The organism is Fodinicola acaciae (assembly GCF_010993745.1).
GTDB classification, from domain to species: Bacteria; Actinomycetota; Actinomycetes; order Mycobacteriales; family HKI-0501; genus Fodinicola; species Fodinicola acaciae.
The window spans coordinates 418,522-434,057 of sequence record NZ_WOTN01000003.1 but is presented as its reverse complement, the minus strand read 5'-3'; the positions used below and the strand labels follow the sequence as shown (position 1 = coordinate 434,057).

Annotated in this window: 17 protein-coding genes; 16 read left to right on the top strand and 1 reads right to left on the bottom strand. The window is 66.9% G+C overall.

Going from position 1 to position 15,536, the window contains the following annotated elements; translation table 11 throughout:
- Positions 1-192 precede the first annotated feature (192 nt).
- From GNX95_RS28425 to GNX95_RS28350, 16 genes are all read left to right on the top strand, one after another.
- Complete coding sequence (locus tag GNX95_RS28425) at positions 193-465, top strand: HAD-IA family hydrolase (protein ID WP_163510699.1); 273 nt, start codon at positions 193-195, stop codon at positions 463-465.
- Positions 466-868: 403 nt separating this feature from the next.
- Entirely contained in the window at positions 869-1,480 is a 612-nt protein-coding gene (locus tag GNX95_RS28420; RefSeq protein ID WP_163510698.1) for a hypothetical protein, read from the top strand.
- A gap of 74 nt (positions 1,481-1,554) precedes the next feature.
- A complete protein-coding gene (locus tag GNX95_RS28415) occupies positions 1,555-2,856 on the top strand; it encodes a hypothetical protein (protein ID WP_163510697.1) in 1,302 nt (433 codons plus the stop codon).
- A 115-nt stretch (positions 2,857-2,971) separates the two neighbouring features.
- Positions 2,972-3,703 carry an MlaE family ABC transporter permease gene (locus GNX95_RS28410; protein WP_222854164.1) on the top strand — a complete coding sequence of 244 codons (732 nt, stop codon included), beginning with the start codon at positions 2,972-2,974 and terminating at the stop codon, positions 3,701-3,703.
- The gene (locus GNX95_RS28405) at positions 3,703-4,548 is read left to right on the top strand and encodes an MlaE family ABC transporter permease (protein ID WP_163510695.1); all 846 of its coding nucleotides are present in this window, start codon (positions 3,703-3,705) and stop codon (positions 4,546-4,548) included. The genes GNX95_RS28410 and GNX95_RS28405 overlap by 1 nt, the downstream gene beginning before the upstream one ends.
- The gene (locus tag GNX95_RS28400) at positions 4,545-5,789 is read left to right on the top strand and encodes an MCE family protein (protein WP_163510694.1); all 1,245 of its coding nucleotides are present in this window, start codon (positions 4,545-4,547) and stop codon (positions 5,787-5,789) included. The genes GNX95_RS28405 and GNX95_RS28400 overlap by 4 nt, the downstream gene beginning before the upstream one ends.
- Positions 5,786-6,850, top strand: a complete 1,065-nt coding sequence (locus GNX95_RS28395) for an MCE family protein (RefSeq protein WP_163510693.1) — start codon at positions 5,786-5,788, stop codon at positions 6,848-6,850. The genes GNX95_RS28400 and GNX95_RS28395 overlap by 4 nt, the downstream gene beginning before the upstream one ends.
- Entirely contained in the window at positions 6,847-7,857 is a 1,011-nt protein-coding gene (locus tag GNX95_RS28390) for an MCE family protein (protein WP_163510692.1), read from the top strand. The genes GNX95_RS28395 and GNX95_RS28390 overlap by 4 nt, the downstream gene beginning before the upstream one ends.
- Entirely contained in the window at positions 7,857-8,915 is a 1,059-nt protein-coding gene (locus GNX95_RS28385; protein ID WP_163510691.1) for an MCE family protein, read from the top strand. Before GNX95_RS28390 ends, GNX95_RS28385 begins: the two co-directional genes overlap by 1 nt.
- Positions 8,912-10,114: an MCE family protein gene (locus GNX95_RS28380; protein ID WP_163510690.1), complete on the top strand. Its 1,203-nt coding sequence runs from the start codon at positions 8,912-8,914 to the stop codon at positions 10,112-10,114. Before GNX95_RS28385 ends, GNX95_RS28380 begins: the two co-directional genes overlap by 4 nt.
- On the top strand, positions 10,114-11,337 hold the full coding sequence (locus tag GNX95_RS28375; protein WP_163510689.1) for an MCE family protein: 1,224 nt from the start codon (positions 10,114-10,116) through the stop codon (positions 11,335-11,337). The genes GNX95_RS28380 and GNX95_RS28375 overlap by 1 nt, the downstream gene beginning before the upstream one ends.
- A complete protein-coding gene (locus GNX95_RS28370) occupies positions 11,334-11,831 on the top strand; it encodes a hypothetical protein (RefSeq protein WP_163510688.1) in 498 nt (165 codons plus the stop codon). The genes GNX95_RS28375 and GNX95_RS28370 overlap by 4 nt, the downstream gene beginning before the upstream one ends.
- Before the next feature lie 6 nt (positions 11,832-11,837).
- Positions 11,838-12,383 carry a hypothetical protein gene (locus GNX95_RS28365; RefSeq protein WP_163510687.1) on the top strand — a complete coding sequence of 182 codons (546 nt, stop codon included), beginning with the start codon at positions 11,838-11,840 and terminating at the stop codon, positions 12,381-12,383.
- A gap of 15 nt (positions 12,384-12,398) precedes the next feature.
- The gene (locus GNX95_RS28360; protein ID WP_163510686.1) at positions 12,399-13,031 is read left to right on the top strand and encodes a hypothetical protein; all 633 of its coding nucleotides are present in this window, start codon (positions 12,399-12,401) and stop codon (positions 13,029-13,031) included.
- A 3-nt stretch (positions 13,032-13,034) separates the two neighbouring features.
- A complete protein-coding gene (locus tag GNX95_RS28355; protein WP_222854009.1) occupies positions 13,035-13,571 on the top strand; it encodes a hypothetical protein in 537 nt (178 codons plus the stop codon).
- Positions 13,572-13,587: 16 nt separating this feature from the next.
- Entirely contained in the window at positions 13,588-14,199 is a 612-nt protein-coding gene (locus GNX95_RS28350) for a nuclear transport factor 2 family protein (RefSeq protein WP_163510685.1), read from the top strand.
- Here the strand turns inward: GNX95_RS28350 and GNX95_RS28345 are convergent.
- Positions 14,189-15,397 (bottom strand): PucR-like N-terminal domain-containing protein, encoded by a 1,209-nt coding sequence (locus tag GNX95_RS28345; RefSeq protein WP_222854008.1) that lies wholly within the window; start codon positions 15,395-15,397, stop codon positions 14,189-14,191. The genes GNX95_RS28350 and GNX95_RS28345 overlap by 11 nt on opposite strands.
- Between the last annotated feature and the right edge of the window lie 139 nt (positions 15,398-15,536).

Genomic DNA, 15,536 nt, shown 5'->3' with positions numbered 1-15,536 from the left:
GCTATGGCTACGACCGCGACACGCTCGATGTCCGGTCATATTGGCGATCCGTCGGCATCGACTGCGGCCTGGCTGTCGCGGACTCGTTGGTCGAGCAGCTGGTTGCCGCGGACATCCAGGTCAACACGTGCGTACGCGCGCCGGTCGCGCGGCAGGCGGCGGAATGGGCCGCCAGCGGGGTGAAGATTCGGTGTGCTCAGCAACCTTCCGTTGCAGCTGGCCGATCACGTACGCGAGCAGCCGGAATGGCGGTCGGTGGTCAGCGCTTTCGTCTTCTCCTGCGACCTGCGCCTGGCCAAGCCGGATCCGCGTGCGTTCTCCGCCGCGTTGCGGCTGCTCGGCGGCACGTACGCGTCGACGTACTTCCTGGACGACCGCACCGAAAACGTACGCGCGGCGCGACGGCTGGGGATTTCCAGCCTGCACTGGACCGCGGCCGCCAGAGTGTTGTTTGTCAGCCGCTGACAAAAGCGCCGTGACCGTACTGTCCGCCGGTGACAACGCCGATGTTTTCCTGTCCTGGGCCTGAATCGGTACGGAATGACCGGCTACCGATCAGTAGACCGATCAGTAATTGTCATCGGCCGACAGTCGCGGATCCGGCTCTTTGTTACTGGCGGATGAACAAAACCGGACATCCGGCGCCGGGGAAAAGAAAATCGCCGCCGACCTTGGAAAAACCAGGCCGGGGTGTCTACGGTCACACAGCGCAGCAAGGTCGGCGGAGGACCGCCGCGCGCCGGCGATCTGTCACAGGAGGTGATGGCGCAACAGTTTTCCTTGTCTGTCGGCCAAACGGCGTGGTGGTGCAGGGCCGTACGACCGTGATGCGCAAGCCGTCGAAGCCCCGCAGCAAAGGAGCACCCAAGTGCGCAAGCGACTAGCAAGTGTGCTGGTAACCGGAATCGCGACGGCCGCGCTGGCCTTCGCGTCGGCGCCGGCACAGGCCGACGACACGTGGACGGTCACCGGCAGCCCAGGAACGCTGACCGCGACCGCCGGCGTGACCACGCTGAAAGACGGCAACGTGACGCTGACCTGTCAGTCGGCCACCGCCGGCGGCACGATCGCCAACGGCTCCGGACAGGCCGGCGCCGGCATCGCCTCGATCACGTCGGCGGCGTTCAACACCTGTTCCGGCCCGGCCGGCCTGACTTTCACCGTGCAGCCAGGACTTCCGTGGTCGCTGAACGCGGTGTCGTACGACGGCAGCGACGTGGTGACCGGCACGATCACCAATGTTTCCGCGCATCTGCAGGGCCCGGCCTGCACCGCCGACGTGACCGGATCCGTCGCCGGCACGTACACCAACTCGACCGCCGTGCTCAAGGTCGACCCGGCGTTGAACGGTGCGCAGGGAACGCAGCTCACGGTGTCCAATGTGGTCAACTGCCTCGGCCTGATGCACAACGGCGACCACCCGACCTTCTCGGCCAGCTATCAGGTCAGCCCGGCCACGATCCACATCACCAGCCCGTAAGTCGCAGCGGTCTGGCGAAATGAGCGGCTGGTGGCGCCGGGCGAGGTTTTCCGACGCCACCATGCCGTTCGAGCATGCCGTTCGAGACGAAGGAGTGTGAAGGATTGCAGCGCCGCCTGGCCGTCGTCGCGGCGACCGCGCTGACCGTCGGACTGGTCAGTGGCGCCGCGCCGGCGATCGCCGATCGCGAGACGTCGCGTACGGTCATGTTCAGCTGTGATTTTCCTTCCGGCGCAAAGCAGGTGTCCGTCGATCTGACCGCGCGCGTGCCGGCCACCGGCACCACCGGCCAGTCGATGCGGCCACAGGATCTGAGCCTGCGGACCGAAATCCCCGTCGATGGTGCGGTGCCGGCGCGGGGATCGGCGGAGCTGACCGTGTCGCCGGCGATCGCCGGCGTCGGCCAGCCGGCCGTCTGGAAATACGCCTCGCTCGCCGTCGCCAACCCCTCCGCCACCGAATACGAGCTGAGCGGAGCGGGTGCGGCGCCGCCGGTCGTCTCGTCGCTGCCTGGCCGACTGTCCTATGTGGCCGTACGCCTCAGGTTCGCACTGGAGTCGGCGGACGGCCACACGCTCGAGATCGCCTGCACCTCGGTCGATCCGTCCGGTGTGGAGGTCGCCTCCAGCCAGATCGCCGGCGCTTTTGGCGCACCGCATGGCAATGCTGGTCAGGGTGATCGTCCGCGCGTCGGACCAGGTGCTGGCGCTCGGAAAGCCGGCCGGTCCGCGCCGGCCGACGACCAACCGGGGACGCCGGCGCTCGCGTACATGGCCGGCTATTCCAACGTCAAGAAGCTCAACGGCGCGAGCCTGGTCGGGCCGGCCAAGGTCGACCTGCGGATCGGCACCGAATACGTCATCAACCCGGACTTCACCCGTATTCTCATCACCAACACCGGCCTGCTCACCATCCCGCCGTCCAGGAGCACGTTCCTGAGTTTCGGTTTCATGCCGACGACGGCGACGATGCGGCTGAGCCAGATCGGCCTGACCATCATCATGGTCGACGCGAGCCTCACCGATCCGACCGACTACACGGTGGAAGCCACCTCGGACCTCGCGCTGCGGCTCTCCGACCTGAAAGTCAACGGCACACCGCTGGACGTGGGAGCAAACTGCCACGCCTCGGCCAACATTCATCTGGTCCTGCACCGCGAAGGCGACTACACGCCGGACCTCGGCGGCACGCTGGTCGGCACCATGACGATCCCGGCGTTCACCGGTTGTGGCGTCACCGAAGACCTGGATCCGTTGCTGACCGCGTCGATTTCCGGCACCGACAACCTGGTCCGGATGACCCAGGGGGTTGCCTGTTTCCCCGACCAGACACCGCCGTTGAACTGTCCGCCGACCATTCCGGTGCCGCGGCGATGAGAGCTGGAGTGGTGTGATGACGCAACAGGTGTCACCGAAGCGGGATCTCCTGCGGATCGCGCTGGAGATTCCACTGATCGGCAAACTGGTCGGCGGCCTGCGGCAGACCGGTCAGATGTTCGCGCTCGGTGGTAGTGTCGCGCGACTGTTTTTCAAGCGCCCGTTCCAAACCCGCGAGTTCGTCGAGCAGTTCTGGTTCATCGCGAGCGTGACGATCCTGCCGACGGCGTTGGTGTCGATCCCGTTCGGCGCGGTGATCGCCCTGCATCTTGGATCGCTGACGCAGCAGATCGGCGCGGAGTCTTTCACCGGCGCGGCAAGCGTTCTGGCGATCATCCAGCAGGCGAGTCCATTGGTCACCGCGCTGCTGATCGCCGGAGCGGGCGGATCGGCGATGTGTGCCGACCTCGGTGCGCGTACGATCCGCGAGGAAATCGACGCGATGGAAGTGCTCGCCGTGTCGCCGGTCCAGCGACTGGTCGTGCCGCGCGTGCTCGCCTGCATGCTGGTCGCGGTTTTGCTGAACGGCATGGTGTCGGTGGTGGGCGTGCTCGGTGGCTATTTCTTCAACGTCATCATGCAAGGCGGCACACCGGGTGCGTACCTGTCGAGTTTCTCCTCGCTGGCGCAGCTTCCGGACCTGTGGATCAGTGAGATCAAGGCGTTGATCTTCGGCTACATCGCCGGCGTGGTGGCCGCATATCGCGGCCTGCATCCGCGCGGTGGCCCCAAAGGTGTCGGCGACGCGGTCAACCAGTCCGTCGTCATCACGTTTTTGCTGCTCTTCTTCGTGAACCTGGTCCTGACGGCGATCTATCTGCAGATCGTCCCGCCGAGGGGTGGCTGATGGCGAACCCGTATTTCCCGCAACGAGTCGGCGGTGCGATCGATCGCCGGCTGGCCTGGCTGGACGCCTTGGGAGACCAGCTCATCTTCTACTTGCGCGCACTCGGCTGGACACCGCGTACGTTGCATCGCTACACGCGCGAAATCATCCGGCTGCTGTCCGAGGTCAGCTTCGGCAGCGGCGCTCTCGGCGTCATCGGCGGCACGATCGGTGTGATGGTCGCGATGACGCTGTTCACCGGCACAGTGGTCGGCCTGCAGGGTTACGCCGCGCTCAACCAGATCGGCACCGCCGCCTTCACCGGTTTCGTCTCGGCGTACTTCAACACGCGCGAAATCGCGCCGCTGGTCGCCGGCCTCGCCCTGTCGGCCACGGTCGGCGCCGGTTTCACCGCGCAGCTGGGCGCGATGCGGATTTCCGAGGAGGTCGACGCTCTTGAGGTGATGGGGCTGCCGAGCGTGCCGTATCTGGTCACAACGCGGATTTTGGCCGGAGCCATCGCGATCGTGCCGTTGTACGCGCTCGGACTGCTCACCTCGTATGCGGCGTCGCGCGCCATCACGGTCTTCGGCGACGGCCAGTCGGCCGGCACGTACGACCACTATTTCGCGCTTTTCCTGCCGCCCGAAGACGTTTTGTGGTCGTTCATGAAGGTGCTGATCTTCAGCGTGATGGTGATCCTCGCGCACTGCTATTACGGATATCGCGCGAGCGGCGGACCGGCCGGTGTCGGCGTGGCGGTCGGCCGTGCCGTACGCACCGCGATCGTCACCATCAGCGTCACCGACTTTTTCCTCAGCCTGGCCATCTGGGGTGCCACCACGACGGTGAAGGTCGCGGGATGACCGGTTCCAAGCTCGGTCGCCGCCTGGTCGGGGTGGTGTTCCTCCTCGTGCTGGCGCTGCTCATGAGCCTCGCCGTGGCGGTCTACCAGAAGGCATTCAGCCGCGACCTGGCGGTGACGTTGCTGGCCGGCACGGCCGGGAACCAGATGCATCGCGACGCCGATGTGAAGATGCGCGGCGTGGTGGTCGGCCAGGTGCGGCAGATTTCCAGCAATGGCAGCACAGCCTCACTGCAGCTGGCGATCCAGCGACGTTATGTGCCGATGCTGCCGGCAAACGTGACCGCGCAGCTTTTGCCGACCTCGTTTTTCGGCAACCGCTATGTCGCGCTGATCATGCCGTCGGATGCCAGCAGCGAACGGCTCACCGACGGCTCGAAAATCCAGCTCGACCGCAGTGCCGCCGCATTGCAGGTCGACAAGGTGCTGGCCGACATGATGCCGCTGCTGACCGCCGTACAACCGGAGAAGATCGCCACCACGTTGACGGCGATTTCGCAGGCGCTGCAGGGCAGAGGCGAGCTGCTCGGCCACACGCTCGTCGAGCTGAACCAATATCTGGCGCGGTTCAACCAGAACCTGCCGGACCTGACCACCGACATCCAGCAACTGGTGACGGTGGCACGGGCGTACTCGCAGGCGGCGCCGGACATCGTCGACGCGCTGGACAGTTTCCGCGTCACGACACAGACGGTCATCGACCAGCGTGCGAACCTGCAGGCGCTCTACCAGTCGATCAGCGCCACCTCGACCGACCTGGAGACTTTCCTGCGCAAGAACCACAACACCATCATCCGGCTGTCGGCCAACTCGAGACAGGCGCTGCGGGTGCTGGCCCGATATTCGCCGCAGTATCCGTGCGTCCTCGCCGAGCTGGCGGCTTTCGTTCCGGTGATGGACAAACTGCTCGGCAAGGGCACCAACGAGCCGGGACTGCACATCACGGTGAAGTCGGTGCCCTCGCGCGGCGCGTACGTGCCAGGAAAGGACACGCCGGCGTACCAGTCCGGCGGCGGACCGCACTGCTATCCGACCGACCGGCCGTTCACCACCGGATCCGGCCAGCCTCAGACCGTCAGCACCACATCGGGGGGTCTGGGACTGCCCAACTCGGCGGCGGAAAACCAGTTTGTGAACGAGCTGTTGGCGCCGCAGCTGGGGAAAACGCCAGCGCAGCTGCCGGACTGGAGCAGCGTACTGGTCGGACCGATCTACCGCGGAGCGGAGGTGACGTTGCGATGAGGCGGCCGAGTTTGGTCGGCGCGATCGTCAAAAGTCTGCTTTTCACGGTCGTGACACTGGCCGCGACCGCGGTGCTGGCGTTGACGATCGTCAACGGCAACGTCGGCGGCGGTGCCAACTACTCCGCGGTTTTCACCGATGTCACCGGCCTTCAGGTTGGCGACACCGTGCGCATCGCCGGCGTACGCGTCGGCCAGGTCACCGACATCCGCATCGCCGACCGCAGGCTGGCCGAGGTGCGGTTTTCCGTCGAGCCGGGCCGCCGGCTGCCGGTTTCGGTGACCGCGGCGGTGAAATACCTCAACCTGCTCGGCCAGCGATACGTGGACCTGCGCCGCGGCACCGGCGCGGTCGACGAGACGATGCCGCTCGGTGGCACGATCCCGCTCAGCCAGACCACGCCGGCGCTCGACCTGACCGCCCTTTTCGACGGGTTCCAGCCACTTTTCCAGGCGCTGTCACCAAAAGACGTGAACAAGTTGTCCACCGAGATCGTCGCCGTGCTGCAGGGAGACGGGACGACCGTGACGAGCCTGATCGCCAGCACGGCGACGCTGACGACCGCGCTGGCCAGCCGCGACCGGGTGATCGGCCAGGTCATCACCAACCTGAACGCCGTGCTGGACACCGTCAACGGCGGTGGCGGCCAGCTCTCCGAGCTGATCGTGACGCTACGCCAGCTGGTCTCCGGACTGGCCGCGGACCGGCAGCCGATCGGCGACGCGGTGAGCGGCATCGCCGCACTTTCCACCAGCACGGCCAGTTTGCTGCAGCTGGGCCGGCCGGGACTGCGGCAGAGCATCGCCTCGCTCGGCAAACTTTCCAACACACTGGCCAACAACACGCCGACGGTCGACAGTTTTCTCACCAACCTGCCGACCAAGCTCAGCAAGATCGGCACGCTCGGCTCGTACGGCTCCTGGCTCAACTTCTATCTGTGCGAGGCCACCGTGACCGGAGTTTCCTCGTCGGAGCCGGGCATCCCGCCACCGACCGGAGTTCCGATCAAGGACGCGCGCTGCCTGGCCTCGCCGACAGACAACGGGGTCGGGACGCGATGAAGCCACTACGCGAACGAAATCCGATCGTGGTGGCGCTGGTCGGCCTGCTGTCGCTGACATTGGTCGGGCTGCTGGTCTTCTACTGGAACAACCTGCCGGTGGTCGGTGCCGGCACCGCGTACAGCGCCGCCTTCACCGAGGCGGCCGGCCTCAAACCCGGCGACGACGTGCTGGTGGCCGGCGTGAAAGTCGGCGACGTCACCGATGTCGCGCTGGACGGCGCGCAGGTGAAGGCGACCTTCCGGGTGAAGAACGCCTGGGTCGGCAACGCGAGCACGGTGGCCATCAAGATCAAGACGTTGCTCGGCGCCAAATATCTGGCCATCGACCCGCTCGGCACCGGTGACCAGGACTCCGGCGCGACGATCCCACGCAGCCGTACGGTCTCGCCTTTCGACGTGGTGCAGGCCTTCAACGGCCTGTCCGAGACGATCGGCGACATCGACACCGCCAAGCTGGCGGCGAGTTTTCAGGCGATCTCGACGGCCTTCGCCGGCGCCACACCGTACGTGCGATCCGCGCTGACCGGGCTCGCCGCACTGTCCACCACCATCGCCTCCCGGGACGCGCAACTGGCCAGCCTGTTGGCCAACACCCGGCAGATCTCCGGCACGCTCGCGGCCAACAACAGCCAGTTTCAGGCACTCCTGGCCGACGGCAACCTGTTGCTGACCGAGCTGGTCAAGCGCCGCCAGGCAATCGGCGCGCTGCTGAGCGGCACGCAACAGATGGCCACGCAGCTTTCCGGCCTGATCAGGGACAACTCCGCCGCGCTCGGACCGGCGCTGAAGTCGCTGAACACGGTTTTGGCGGTGCTGAAGAAAAACCAGGCCAACCTCAACCAGGCACTGGCGCTGGCCGGGCCGTACTTCCGGCTGCTGGGCAACAGCATGGGAAGCGGCCGGTGGCTCGACTCGTACGTCTGCGGCGTCGTGCCGAAGTCCTATCTGCCACCCGGCAGCGGGCCGGCAACCGGTTGCCAGCCACCAAAAGTGGGGAGCAAGTGATGCGCGCCAGCAACAGGATCAGCCTGCTGGTCGGCGGTGCGGTCGCGCTCGTGCTGGTGGCGACGGCCGCGGTGTGGTGGGTTTTCGCCGACGTCGGCTCGAAACACCTCACCGCCTTCTTCAACCAGACGGTCGGCGTCTATCCCGGCTCGGACCTGCGGATCCTGGGCGTACGCGTCGGCATCGTCAACACCATCACGCCGGTCGGCGCACAGGTGAAGGTCACCATGACCCTCAACCGGGATGTCAATGCTCCGGCCAATGCCGGCGCCGTCGTCGTCTCGCCGAGTGTGGTCGCCGACCGCTACGTCCAGCTGACGCCGGCCTACACCGGCGGACCGGTGATGACCGACGGCACCACCATTCCGCTCAGCCGGACCGCCACGCCGTTGGAAATCGACCAGCTCTACACCAGTCTGTCCAAGCTCGCCGACACGCTCGGTCCCAACGGTGCCAACGCCAACGGCGCGCTGTCCGACCTGCTGAAGACCTCCGCCGCAAACCTGGACGGCAACGGCCGCGCGCTCGGCACGATGATGTCGCAGCTCGGCAAGGCAACCCGCACGCTGGCCAACTCCAAGGACGACTTTTTCGGCACGATCACCAACCTCAAGCAGTTCACCGCGATGCTGCGCACAAATGACGCGTACGTGCGAAAAGTCCAGCAGCAGCTGGCCACGGTCAGCGGGTTCCTGGCCGCCGACCGGCAGGACCTGACCGCCGCGCTCAACCAGCTCGCGACGGCTTTGGCTCAGGTGAAGACATTCATCCAGACACACCGCGCCGCGGTGAAGTCCGATGTGGACGCCTTGGCGCAGATCAGCCAGATTTTGGTCAACCAGCGCGCATCGCTGGCCGAGGCGCTGGACACCGGCGGTCTCGCGGTGACCAACCTGGTGCAGGCGTACGACCCGGTCAGCGGCACACTGGCCGGCCGCGCCAACCTCAACGAGATCAGCATGGGTCCGCCGCCGACGCTCACACCGGTGCGCAAACCGACGCTTCCGGTGCCGCTGCCGCCGGTCGGCCAGGCGTACAGCTCCGGCGGTGCCAAATGACACTCCGAAAACTCGCCGCCGTCGCGGTCGCAGGGGCGCTGCTTGCCAGCTGCGGCACCTCAAAGGGCGTCTACGACCTGCCGTTGCCAGGCGGCGCGGATGTCGGCAGCCATCCCTACCGTGTCACCGCGCAGTTCGCCGACGTCCTCGATCTGGTGCCGCAGTCCGCGGTCAAGGTCAACGAGGTCGCGGTCGGCCGCGTCGAGAGCATCGCGTTGCCGGCCAACGGCTGGACGGCGAGCCTGACGCTGTTGATCAACGGTGACGTGACACTGCCGGCGGACAGTTATGCGTGGCTGGAACAATCCAGCCTGCTGGGGGAGAAGTACGTCGAGCTCGGCGCGCCACCGGACCGTGCGGGCACCGGAAAACTCCTCGACGGCGCGACCATTCCGCTCAACCGTACCAACCGCAACCCGTCGGTCGAGGAAGTCCTCGGTGCGCTGTCGATGCTGCTCAACGGTGGTGGCATCGGCCAGATCCAGACGATCACCCGCGAGCTCAACTCGGCGCTGAACGGCAACGAGCCGCAGATCCGTGAGCTGCTCGGAAATCTCAACGCGCTGGTCAGCACGATGAACGCACATCGGCAGGACATCGTCGACGCGCTCGACGCGCTGGACCGGCTCGCCGGCAACCTGGCGACCCAGCGCCGGCAGCTTTCCGGAATCCTGCGGGATCTTCCGCCCGGCCTGCAGGAGATCAACCAGCAACGGCCGGAGCTGGTGAGCATGCTCACCGCGCTGAACAAGCTCTCCGGCGTGGCGGTGACCACGGTCAACCGCAGCAAGGCCGACCTGGTGGCCGATCTCAACGCGCTCGCTCCGACGCTGAAACAGCTTGCCGCGTCCGGAAACGCGCTGCCGCAGGCGCTGCAGGTGCTGTTCACGTATCCGTTCACCGACTACGCGTTGAACGCGATCCGTGGCGACTATCTCAACGTCTACCTGTCGGTCGCGGCGTTGCCTGGCACGGTCATCATTCCGCCGGTCCAGCCGAAACCACAGACGGCTCAGCCGCGGACAACCTCCTCGGCGCCGCCGCTTCCGCTCCCGCCGGTGAACCCGACGACGACCGGACCGGCGTCGACTTCTCCGTCACCGTCCGGAAAACCGAGCACCACGCCGTCGTCCGGCTCGCCGTCGCCGTCGGCGAGCGGCAGCACCTCGTCCAGTCCGAGCCCGTCCGGGAGTCGCTGATGCTGACGGTTTCGGTACGCCTCAAGGTGATCGCGTTCGCGGTGATCGCACTGCTGGTCATTGCGTTCATCGGCTATCGCTACGCCGGCCTCGGGTTTCTGGTCGGCCTGCGCGGATATTACGTGGTGACGGTCGACCTGCCGAGCTCCGGCGGCATCTACACCAACGCCGACGTCACCTATCGCGGTGTGTCGGTGGGAAGGGTCGGCCCGCTCCGGCTGACCGGTGACGGCATCCAGGCCGACCTCCAGCTCACCAGCGGTGGCCCGGACATTCCGGCCAACACGCAGGCGGTCGTGACCAACCTGTCCGCGGTCGGCGAGCAGTATCTGGACCTGCGGCCGACCAGCGACAGAGGTCCGTACCTCGCCGACGGAGCACGGATTTCGGTCCAGCGGACGAAGACGCCGGTGCCGGTGCAGGACCTGCTGCTGAGCGTGGACAAGTTCGTCTCGTCGGTGCCGCCGGACTCGCTGCGTACCGTCGTCGACGAGCTGGACACCGCTTTTGCCGGCCAGGGACCGAACCTGCAGGTGCTGCTGGACAGCACCGGCTCGTTCGTCCAGGCCGCCAACGACAACCTGCCGGACACCACCGCGTTGATCGTCGACAGCAGGACGGTCCTGCAAACTCAGGCCGCGCAGAGCGACGCCCTGGTCTCCTTTGGTCGCGACGCTCGGCTTTTCGCGCGGCAGCTGGCGAGCTCGGACAACGATCTGCGCCGCATCATCGCGAACGGCCCGGGCGCGGCCGTCCAGATTTCCGCGCTGCTCGCCGACACCGACCCTGGTTTGGGCGCGCTGCTGGCAAATCTGCTGACCACCTCGAACGTGCTGCGGACGCGTACGAACGCGCTCAACCAGCTTTTGCTGAAACAGCCGGCGGCCGTGGCGATCGGATCGTCGGTGGCCAGAGGCGGCACCCTCAACCTCGGCATGGCCGTCACGTTTTTCACGCCGATGCCGTGCGTCGACGGCTATGGTGGCACGCAATATCGCAACGGCTTGGACACCAGTCCGCAGACACCGCTCAACACCGCAGCGAAATGTACGACACCGGCCAGCACCGGCATCCTCGTCCGTGGTTCCGCACACGCACCATACGGAGGTGGCGTGCCGCCAGCCGTGCCGCCGCCCTCTCCGCTCGCCGGCACCGCCGCCGCGCCGGCCACTCCGGAGGCCAGTCCCGGTGACATGGCGGGCCTGCTCGGAGTGACGAAATGAGCCGGCGCTGGCAGCTGCTCAGCCTCGTCGCGGTGCTGGCAATGGCGTTCGCGGGCTGGTCGGGATTTGTGCTCTATCAGGCCGAAAGCAGCAGCGATCGCGCGTACGGCCAGTTGCGTGAAAGCGCGTTGACAGCGGCGAAGCAGTCGGTCGCGACGCTGACGACCGCGCGGAAGGCCGATCCTGCCGCCGACGTGCGCCGCTGGCTCGGCTGCACGACCGGCGTTTTGCACCAGGATCTGGCAAAGAACCAGGCCCAGACGCTGAGTCAGTTGCGCCAGGCCAAAGCCACCGCGGTCGGGACGGTGACGGCTGTCGCCGTCCAGAAACTCGACGACCAGAGCGCGACGCTGTTGACGACGGTCAGCCTGCTGATCACCCCCGACATCGGCGCGCCGACCACCGAGCGGCACCGCTATCGTGCCGTGCTCAGCACCGAAAACGGCACCTGGAAGGTGAGCTCGCTCAGCGCCGTACCAACCGGAAAGGGGTGAGGTCCGGTGACGCTCACCGAAACCCGGCCAGAGACCGAGCCGGTCGCGCAGCGACGGCGGTGGCGCGCGTACGCTGCCGTCGCGGTCCTCGTCACGCTGATTTTCGTTGCTGGCGTGTGGATCCAGGTGCGCGCGGCGGACGTACGCGGTGACCCGCTCTTGACAAACCGAGCTGGTCGGGACGCGGGTGGACAACAGGCCGTGAGCCAGCTCGCGGCCGCCGTGAGCCGGATTTTCTCCTACTCCGCAACCGATCCGGCGGCGACCGGCCGGTTCGCGGCGCAGGTCTTGACTGGCAACGCGGCCAGCCAGTATCAGCTCCTGTTTGGCCAGGTGCAGGCGCAGGCCGCGACGCAGCGGCTCAGCGTCACGACGACCGTCGGCACCACCGCGGTCAGTTATCTGGACGACACAAAGGCAGTCGTCCTGCTGTTCTGCGACCAGCGCGCCGTACGCGCCGGCCAGCAGCCGACCACAGCCGCCGCCGACCTGCTGGTCACCGCCAACCAGCGGGACGGTCGATGGCTCATCAGCGACATACGTGCGGTTTAGAGGGAAAGGACCGACGTGAAGCGTTTGTCGGTACGTATCGGAGTCGCCGTCGCCGCGTTGTTCGCGACCGTCTTCGCATTGACGCCGCCGGTGCACGCGGCGACGATCCTGCACGCCGTCTATGACGTGACCGGCACGTCGAAACTCAAGAAAACCGGCTCGGTGCTCAACCTTGGCCCGACCAAGCTGACAGCGGACATGAACATCGACGACGGCACGTTCACCGCGGACCTGCCGCTGCCGCCGGTTTCCGCGGAGTTCAAAGTGATCGGTCTGGTGCCGGTGTCGGCGACGACGGAGTTCATCCAGGAGGGCCCGACCACCGGCAGCGTCGACCTTTCCACCGGTGACATGAAAAGCACGACCAAGATCACCCTTCGGCTCAGCAACGTGAAAGTCGGCGGCCTGCCGATCGTGGTCGGTCCGCACTGCCAGAGCGCCTATCCGGCAACCGTCGAGCTGGCCGGAAAAGACGGCTTCAACGCGGTGCTCGGCGGACCGGTCGGCGGCACCTTCACCATCCCGCCGTTCGCGCACTGCCTGCTCCAGCAGCTGCTGATCAACCAGCTCATCCCCGGTCCCGGCAACACCATCGACCTGACCCTCGGCCCGCCGGTCATCACCGCGCCGGAAAACAAAAAAGGCTGACCAATGAACGAGTTGCTCTCCCGGATACGCGCAAATCCCGTGCTGGCCGCGGCGATCACCCTGGTGGTGGTCGCCGCGGCGGCGGCCGGCTGGTTCGGCTGGTCCTACCAACAGGCCGCCTCCGACGAATCGCTGCGATACTCGGCATTGCGTGAGGACGTGCTGCAGGCCGGAGAGCAGGCCGTACAGAACCTGAACACGCTCGACTACCGGAACGCGTCGGCCGGCCTGGCGATCTGGAGCCAGTCGACGACCGGCGACCTCAACCAGCAGCTCACCAGCAACCGCGCGCAAGTGCTTGCCCAGCTGCAGAAAGCGCAGACGATCACCACGGCGCGCGTCCTGGAGGCGGCACTCACCACGCTGGACGAGCGCGCCGGCACCGCGACCATCCTGGTGGCCTTGAAAATCACCGTCACTCCGGCCAACGGTGCGCCGGCCGACAAGAGCAACCGGTTCGAGGGACAGCTGACCAGGACCGCGGCCGGCTGGAAGCTGTCTGCGGTCGGCCCGGTGCCGATCGGCACTGGCGCCGGCTGAGCGGAGAGGATTGCCGATGCCTGTCAAGGAAAAGTCCGCGACCGTCCAGCCGGCGACCAACGGCGGGAAGGTGCCGGTGGTCAAGCTGACCAAGGACCGCCAGAAAACACCGCCGCCGAGGCGCTGGTTGCTGCCAGCTGTGCTCGCGGTCGTCGCGGTGCTGCTCGGCAGCGCGGCCGCGTGGTTTGGCGTGGCCGCGGCGGAATTACGCAGCAGTCCTGCCGCCGCGAACTCCGCGCTGACCGACGCGACCGCGACCGCCGAGGTCAAACGGCAGGTCACCAGTGCGATCAACGCGGTCTTCTCGTACGACCACGCCAACATCGGCAAGACCGAGCAGGCGGCGAAGCGGCTGCTGACCGGATCGGCCCGCGCCGAGTACGAGCAGCTGATCGGCACGGTGAAACAGCAGGCGCCACAACAGAAACTGGTGCTCACGACGACGGTCGTGTCGGCCGGAGTGGTGATGCTGCAAGGCGATCGCGCGCGTCTGTTGGTCTTCGCCGACCAGCGAAACGTACGCTCGGACACCGGAGAGGCCAGCTATGCCGGCGCTCAGTTCGCGGTCGACGCCGTACGTGCCGGTGACAGCTGGAAAATCTCGCACCTGACCATTTTCAGCGGTTGACGTCCGGGTCGTGGTAGGCGGACATCGCGCGGCTGCGCAGCACCGCCTCCATGGCCCACCGACTGTCCGGATCCCGCAGCTGTCCCGGCAACATGTCCTCCAGCTGCCGGATCCGATAGCGCACGGTTTGCGGATGGATTTGCAGCTGCTCGGCCATCAGTGCCGCGCTGCCGCGCGCTCGCAGCCAGGCCAGCAGCGTCTCGCTCAGCCTTTCCCGCTGCCGCACCGGAAGCTCGGCCAGCGGACCGAGGACGCGGTCACCTATCTGTTCGACGAGGGCCGGATCGGCGGCCAGCCACAGCGTGATCAGATGTTCCTCGCAACGCAGGGTTTTCGCATTCGGCAACGCGCCGGCGGCGGCCATCTGCAGCGCCTGTTTGGCCCAGCGTAGGGAATCCGCCGCCTGCTGCAGCGGCACGGTCACACCGATCGCCAGGCGTACGCCGCACAGCGCCTCATGCACCTCGTCGATGTCGGCCGCGCCGACTTCTCCGGGGGCGAGCAGGCAGGGATCACCGGGATGCAGGTCGGCGAGCAGAACCGGCGGCAGCAAGGGATCTTCTGGCAGGTCCTCGCCGTCGACAGCGATCATCGTGACAGCCTCCGGCAACGGCCAGCCGGCCGCCTCGGCGAGCTCGGGCAGCTCGGCCGAGTCGGCCAGGATGGCCCGCAGGAGCCGCCGGTGCAGCTCGCGGCGCGCCTGCGCCGATCCGGCCTTGGCGCGCAGATATCCTTCCAGTGACAGCGAGGCGAGCTCGTCGATGTACGCGAAAATGCGGTCGGCCAGCATCGAGACGACCTGGCTGGAAAACGGATAGCGCCGGCCGACCTTCATGATCCGCTGCCAGGCGACCCGCGCGCCGATCCGATAGGCCGCCTGCAGCTGGTCCATGCTGCGGCCGACCCGCTCCTCGTTTTCGCCGAGCCGGCGGCAGATCTCCTCCAGGTGGTCGGTGGAGACCGGTTTTCCGCTGAGCTGGTCGACAAAACTGGTGATCGTCTCGGCCGTGCCGACCCGCAGCGAGTGTCCGTACGGCCCGTCCAGCGGCTGCGCGTACTCCGGAATCGACCGGCGGATCTCGTCGATGATCTCGGCGGCCAGGCTCGGCAGCTCCGGCCGCAGCGTCTCGGCCAGCTGCCGCAGCTGCCGAGGCGGCGGGCTGGTCGTTTTGCTGGCATCATGCACTTTCGCTGCCACCGTGCTCCTTCCCCGTGCTCCGCCTAGGGCCTGTTTCGAAGTCCCACGCGGCGATAACCGAGCCGCTGTCACATCTGTCCCGGGCCGCCTGACGGCACGGCGAAACCGCCCACGTGGCGCTGCCACGCCGGGCGGTCCC

What these genes read in the sequence shown, in the direction of transcription:
- GNX95_RS28415 (WP_163510697.1), top strand. Translation starts at nt 1,555, where the DNA reads ATGCCGTTCGAGACGAAGGAGTGTGAAGGATTGCAGCGCCGCCTGGCC.
- GNX95_RS28410 (WP_222854164.1), top strand. Translation starts at nt 2,972, where the DNA reads ATGTTCGCGCTCGGTGGTAGTGTCGCGCGACTGTTTTTCAAGCGCCCG.
- GNX95_RS28405 (WP_163510695.1), top strand. Translation starts at nt 3,703, where the DNA reads ATGGCGAACCCGTATTTCCCGCAACGAGTCGGCGGTGCGATCGATCGC.
- GNX95_RS28400 (WP_163510694.1), top strand. Translation starts at nt 4,545, where the DNA reads ATGACCGGTTCCAAGCTCGGTCGCCGCCTGGTCGGGGTGGTGTTCCTC.
- GNX95_RS28395 (WP_163510693.1), top strand. Translation starts at nt 5,786, where the DNA reads ATGAGGCGGCCGAGTTTGGTCGGCGCGATCGTCAAAAGTCTGCTTTTC.
- GNX95_RS28390 (WP_163510692.1), top strand. Translation starts at nt 6,847, where the DNA reads ATGAAGCCACTACGCGAACGAAATCCGATCGTGGTGGCGCTGGTCGGC.
- GNX95_RS28385 (WP_163510691.1), top strand. Translation starts at nt 7,857, where the DNA reads ATGCGCGCCAGCAACAGGATCAGCCTGCTGGTCGGCGGTGCGGTCGCG.
- GNX95_RS28380 (WP_163510690.1), top strand. Translation starts at nt 8,912, where the DNA reads ATGACACTCCGAAAACTCGCCGCCGTCGCGGTCGCAGGGGCGCTGCTT.
- GNX95_RS28375 (WP_163510689.1), top strand. Translation starts at nt 10,114, where the DNA reads ATGCTGACGGTTTCGGTACGCCTCAAGGTGATCGCGTTCGCGGTGATC.
- GNX95_RS28370 (WP_163510688.1), top strand. Translation starts at nt 11,334, where the DNA reads ATGAGCCGGCGCTGGCAGCTGCTCAGCCTCGTCGCGGTGCTGGCAATG.
- GNX95_RS28355 (WP_222854009.1), top strand. Translation starts at nt 13,035, where the DNA reads ATGAACGAGTTGCTCTCCCGGATACGCGCAAATCCCGTGCTGGCCGCG.
- GNX95_RS28350 (WP_163510685.1), top strand. Translation starts at nt 13,588, where the DNA reads ATGCCTGTCAAGGAAAAGTCCGCGACCGTCCAGCCGGCGACCAACGGC.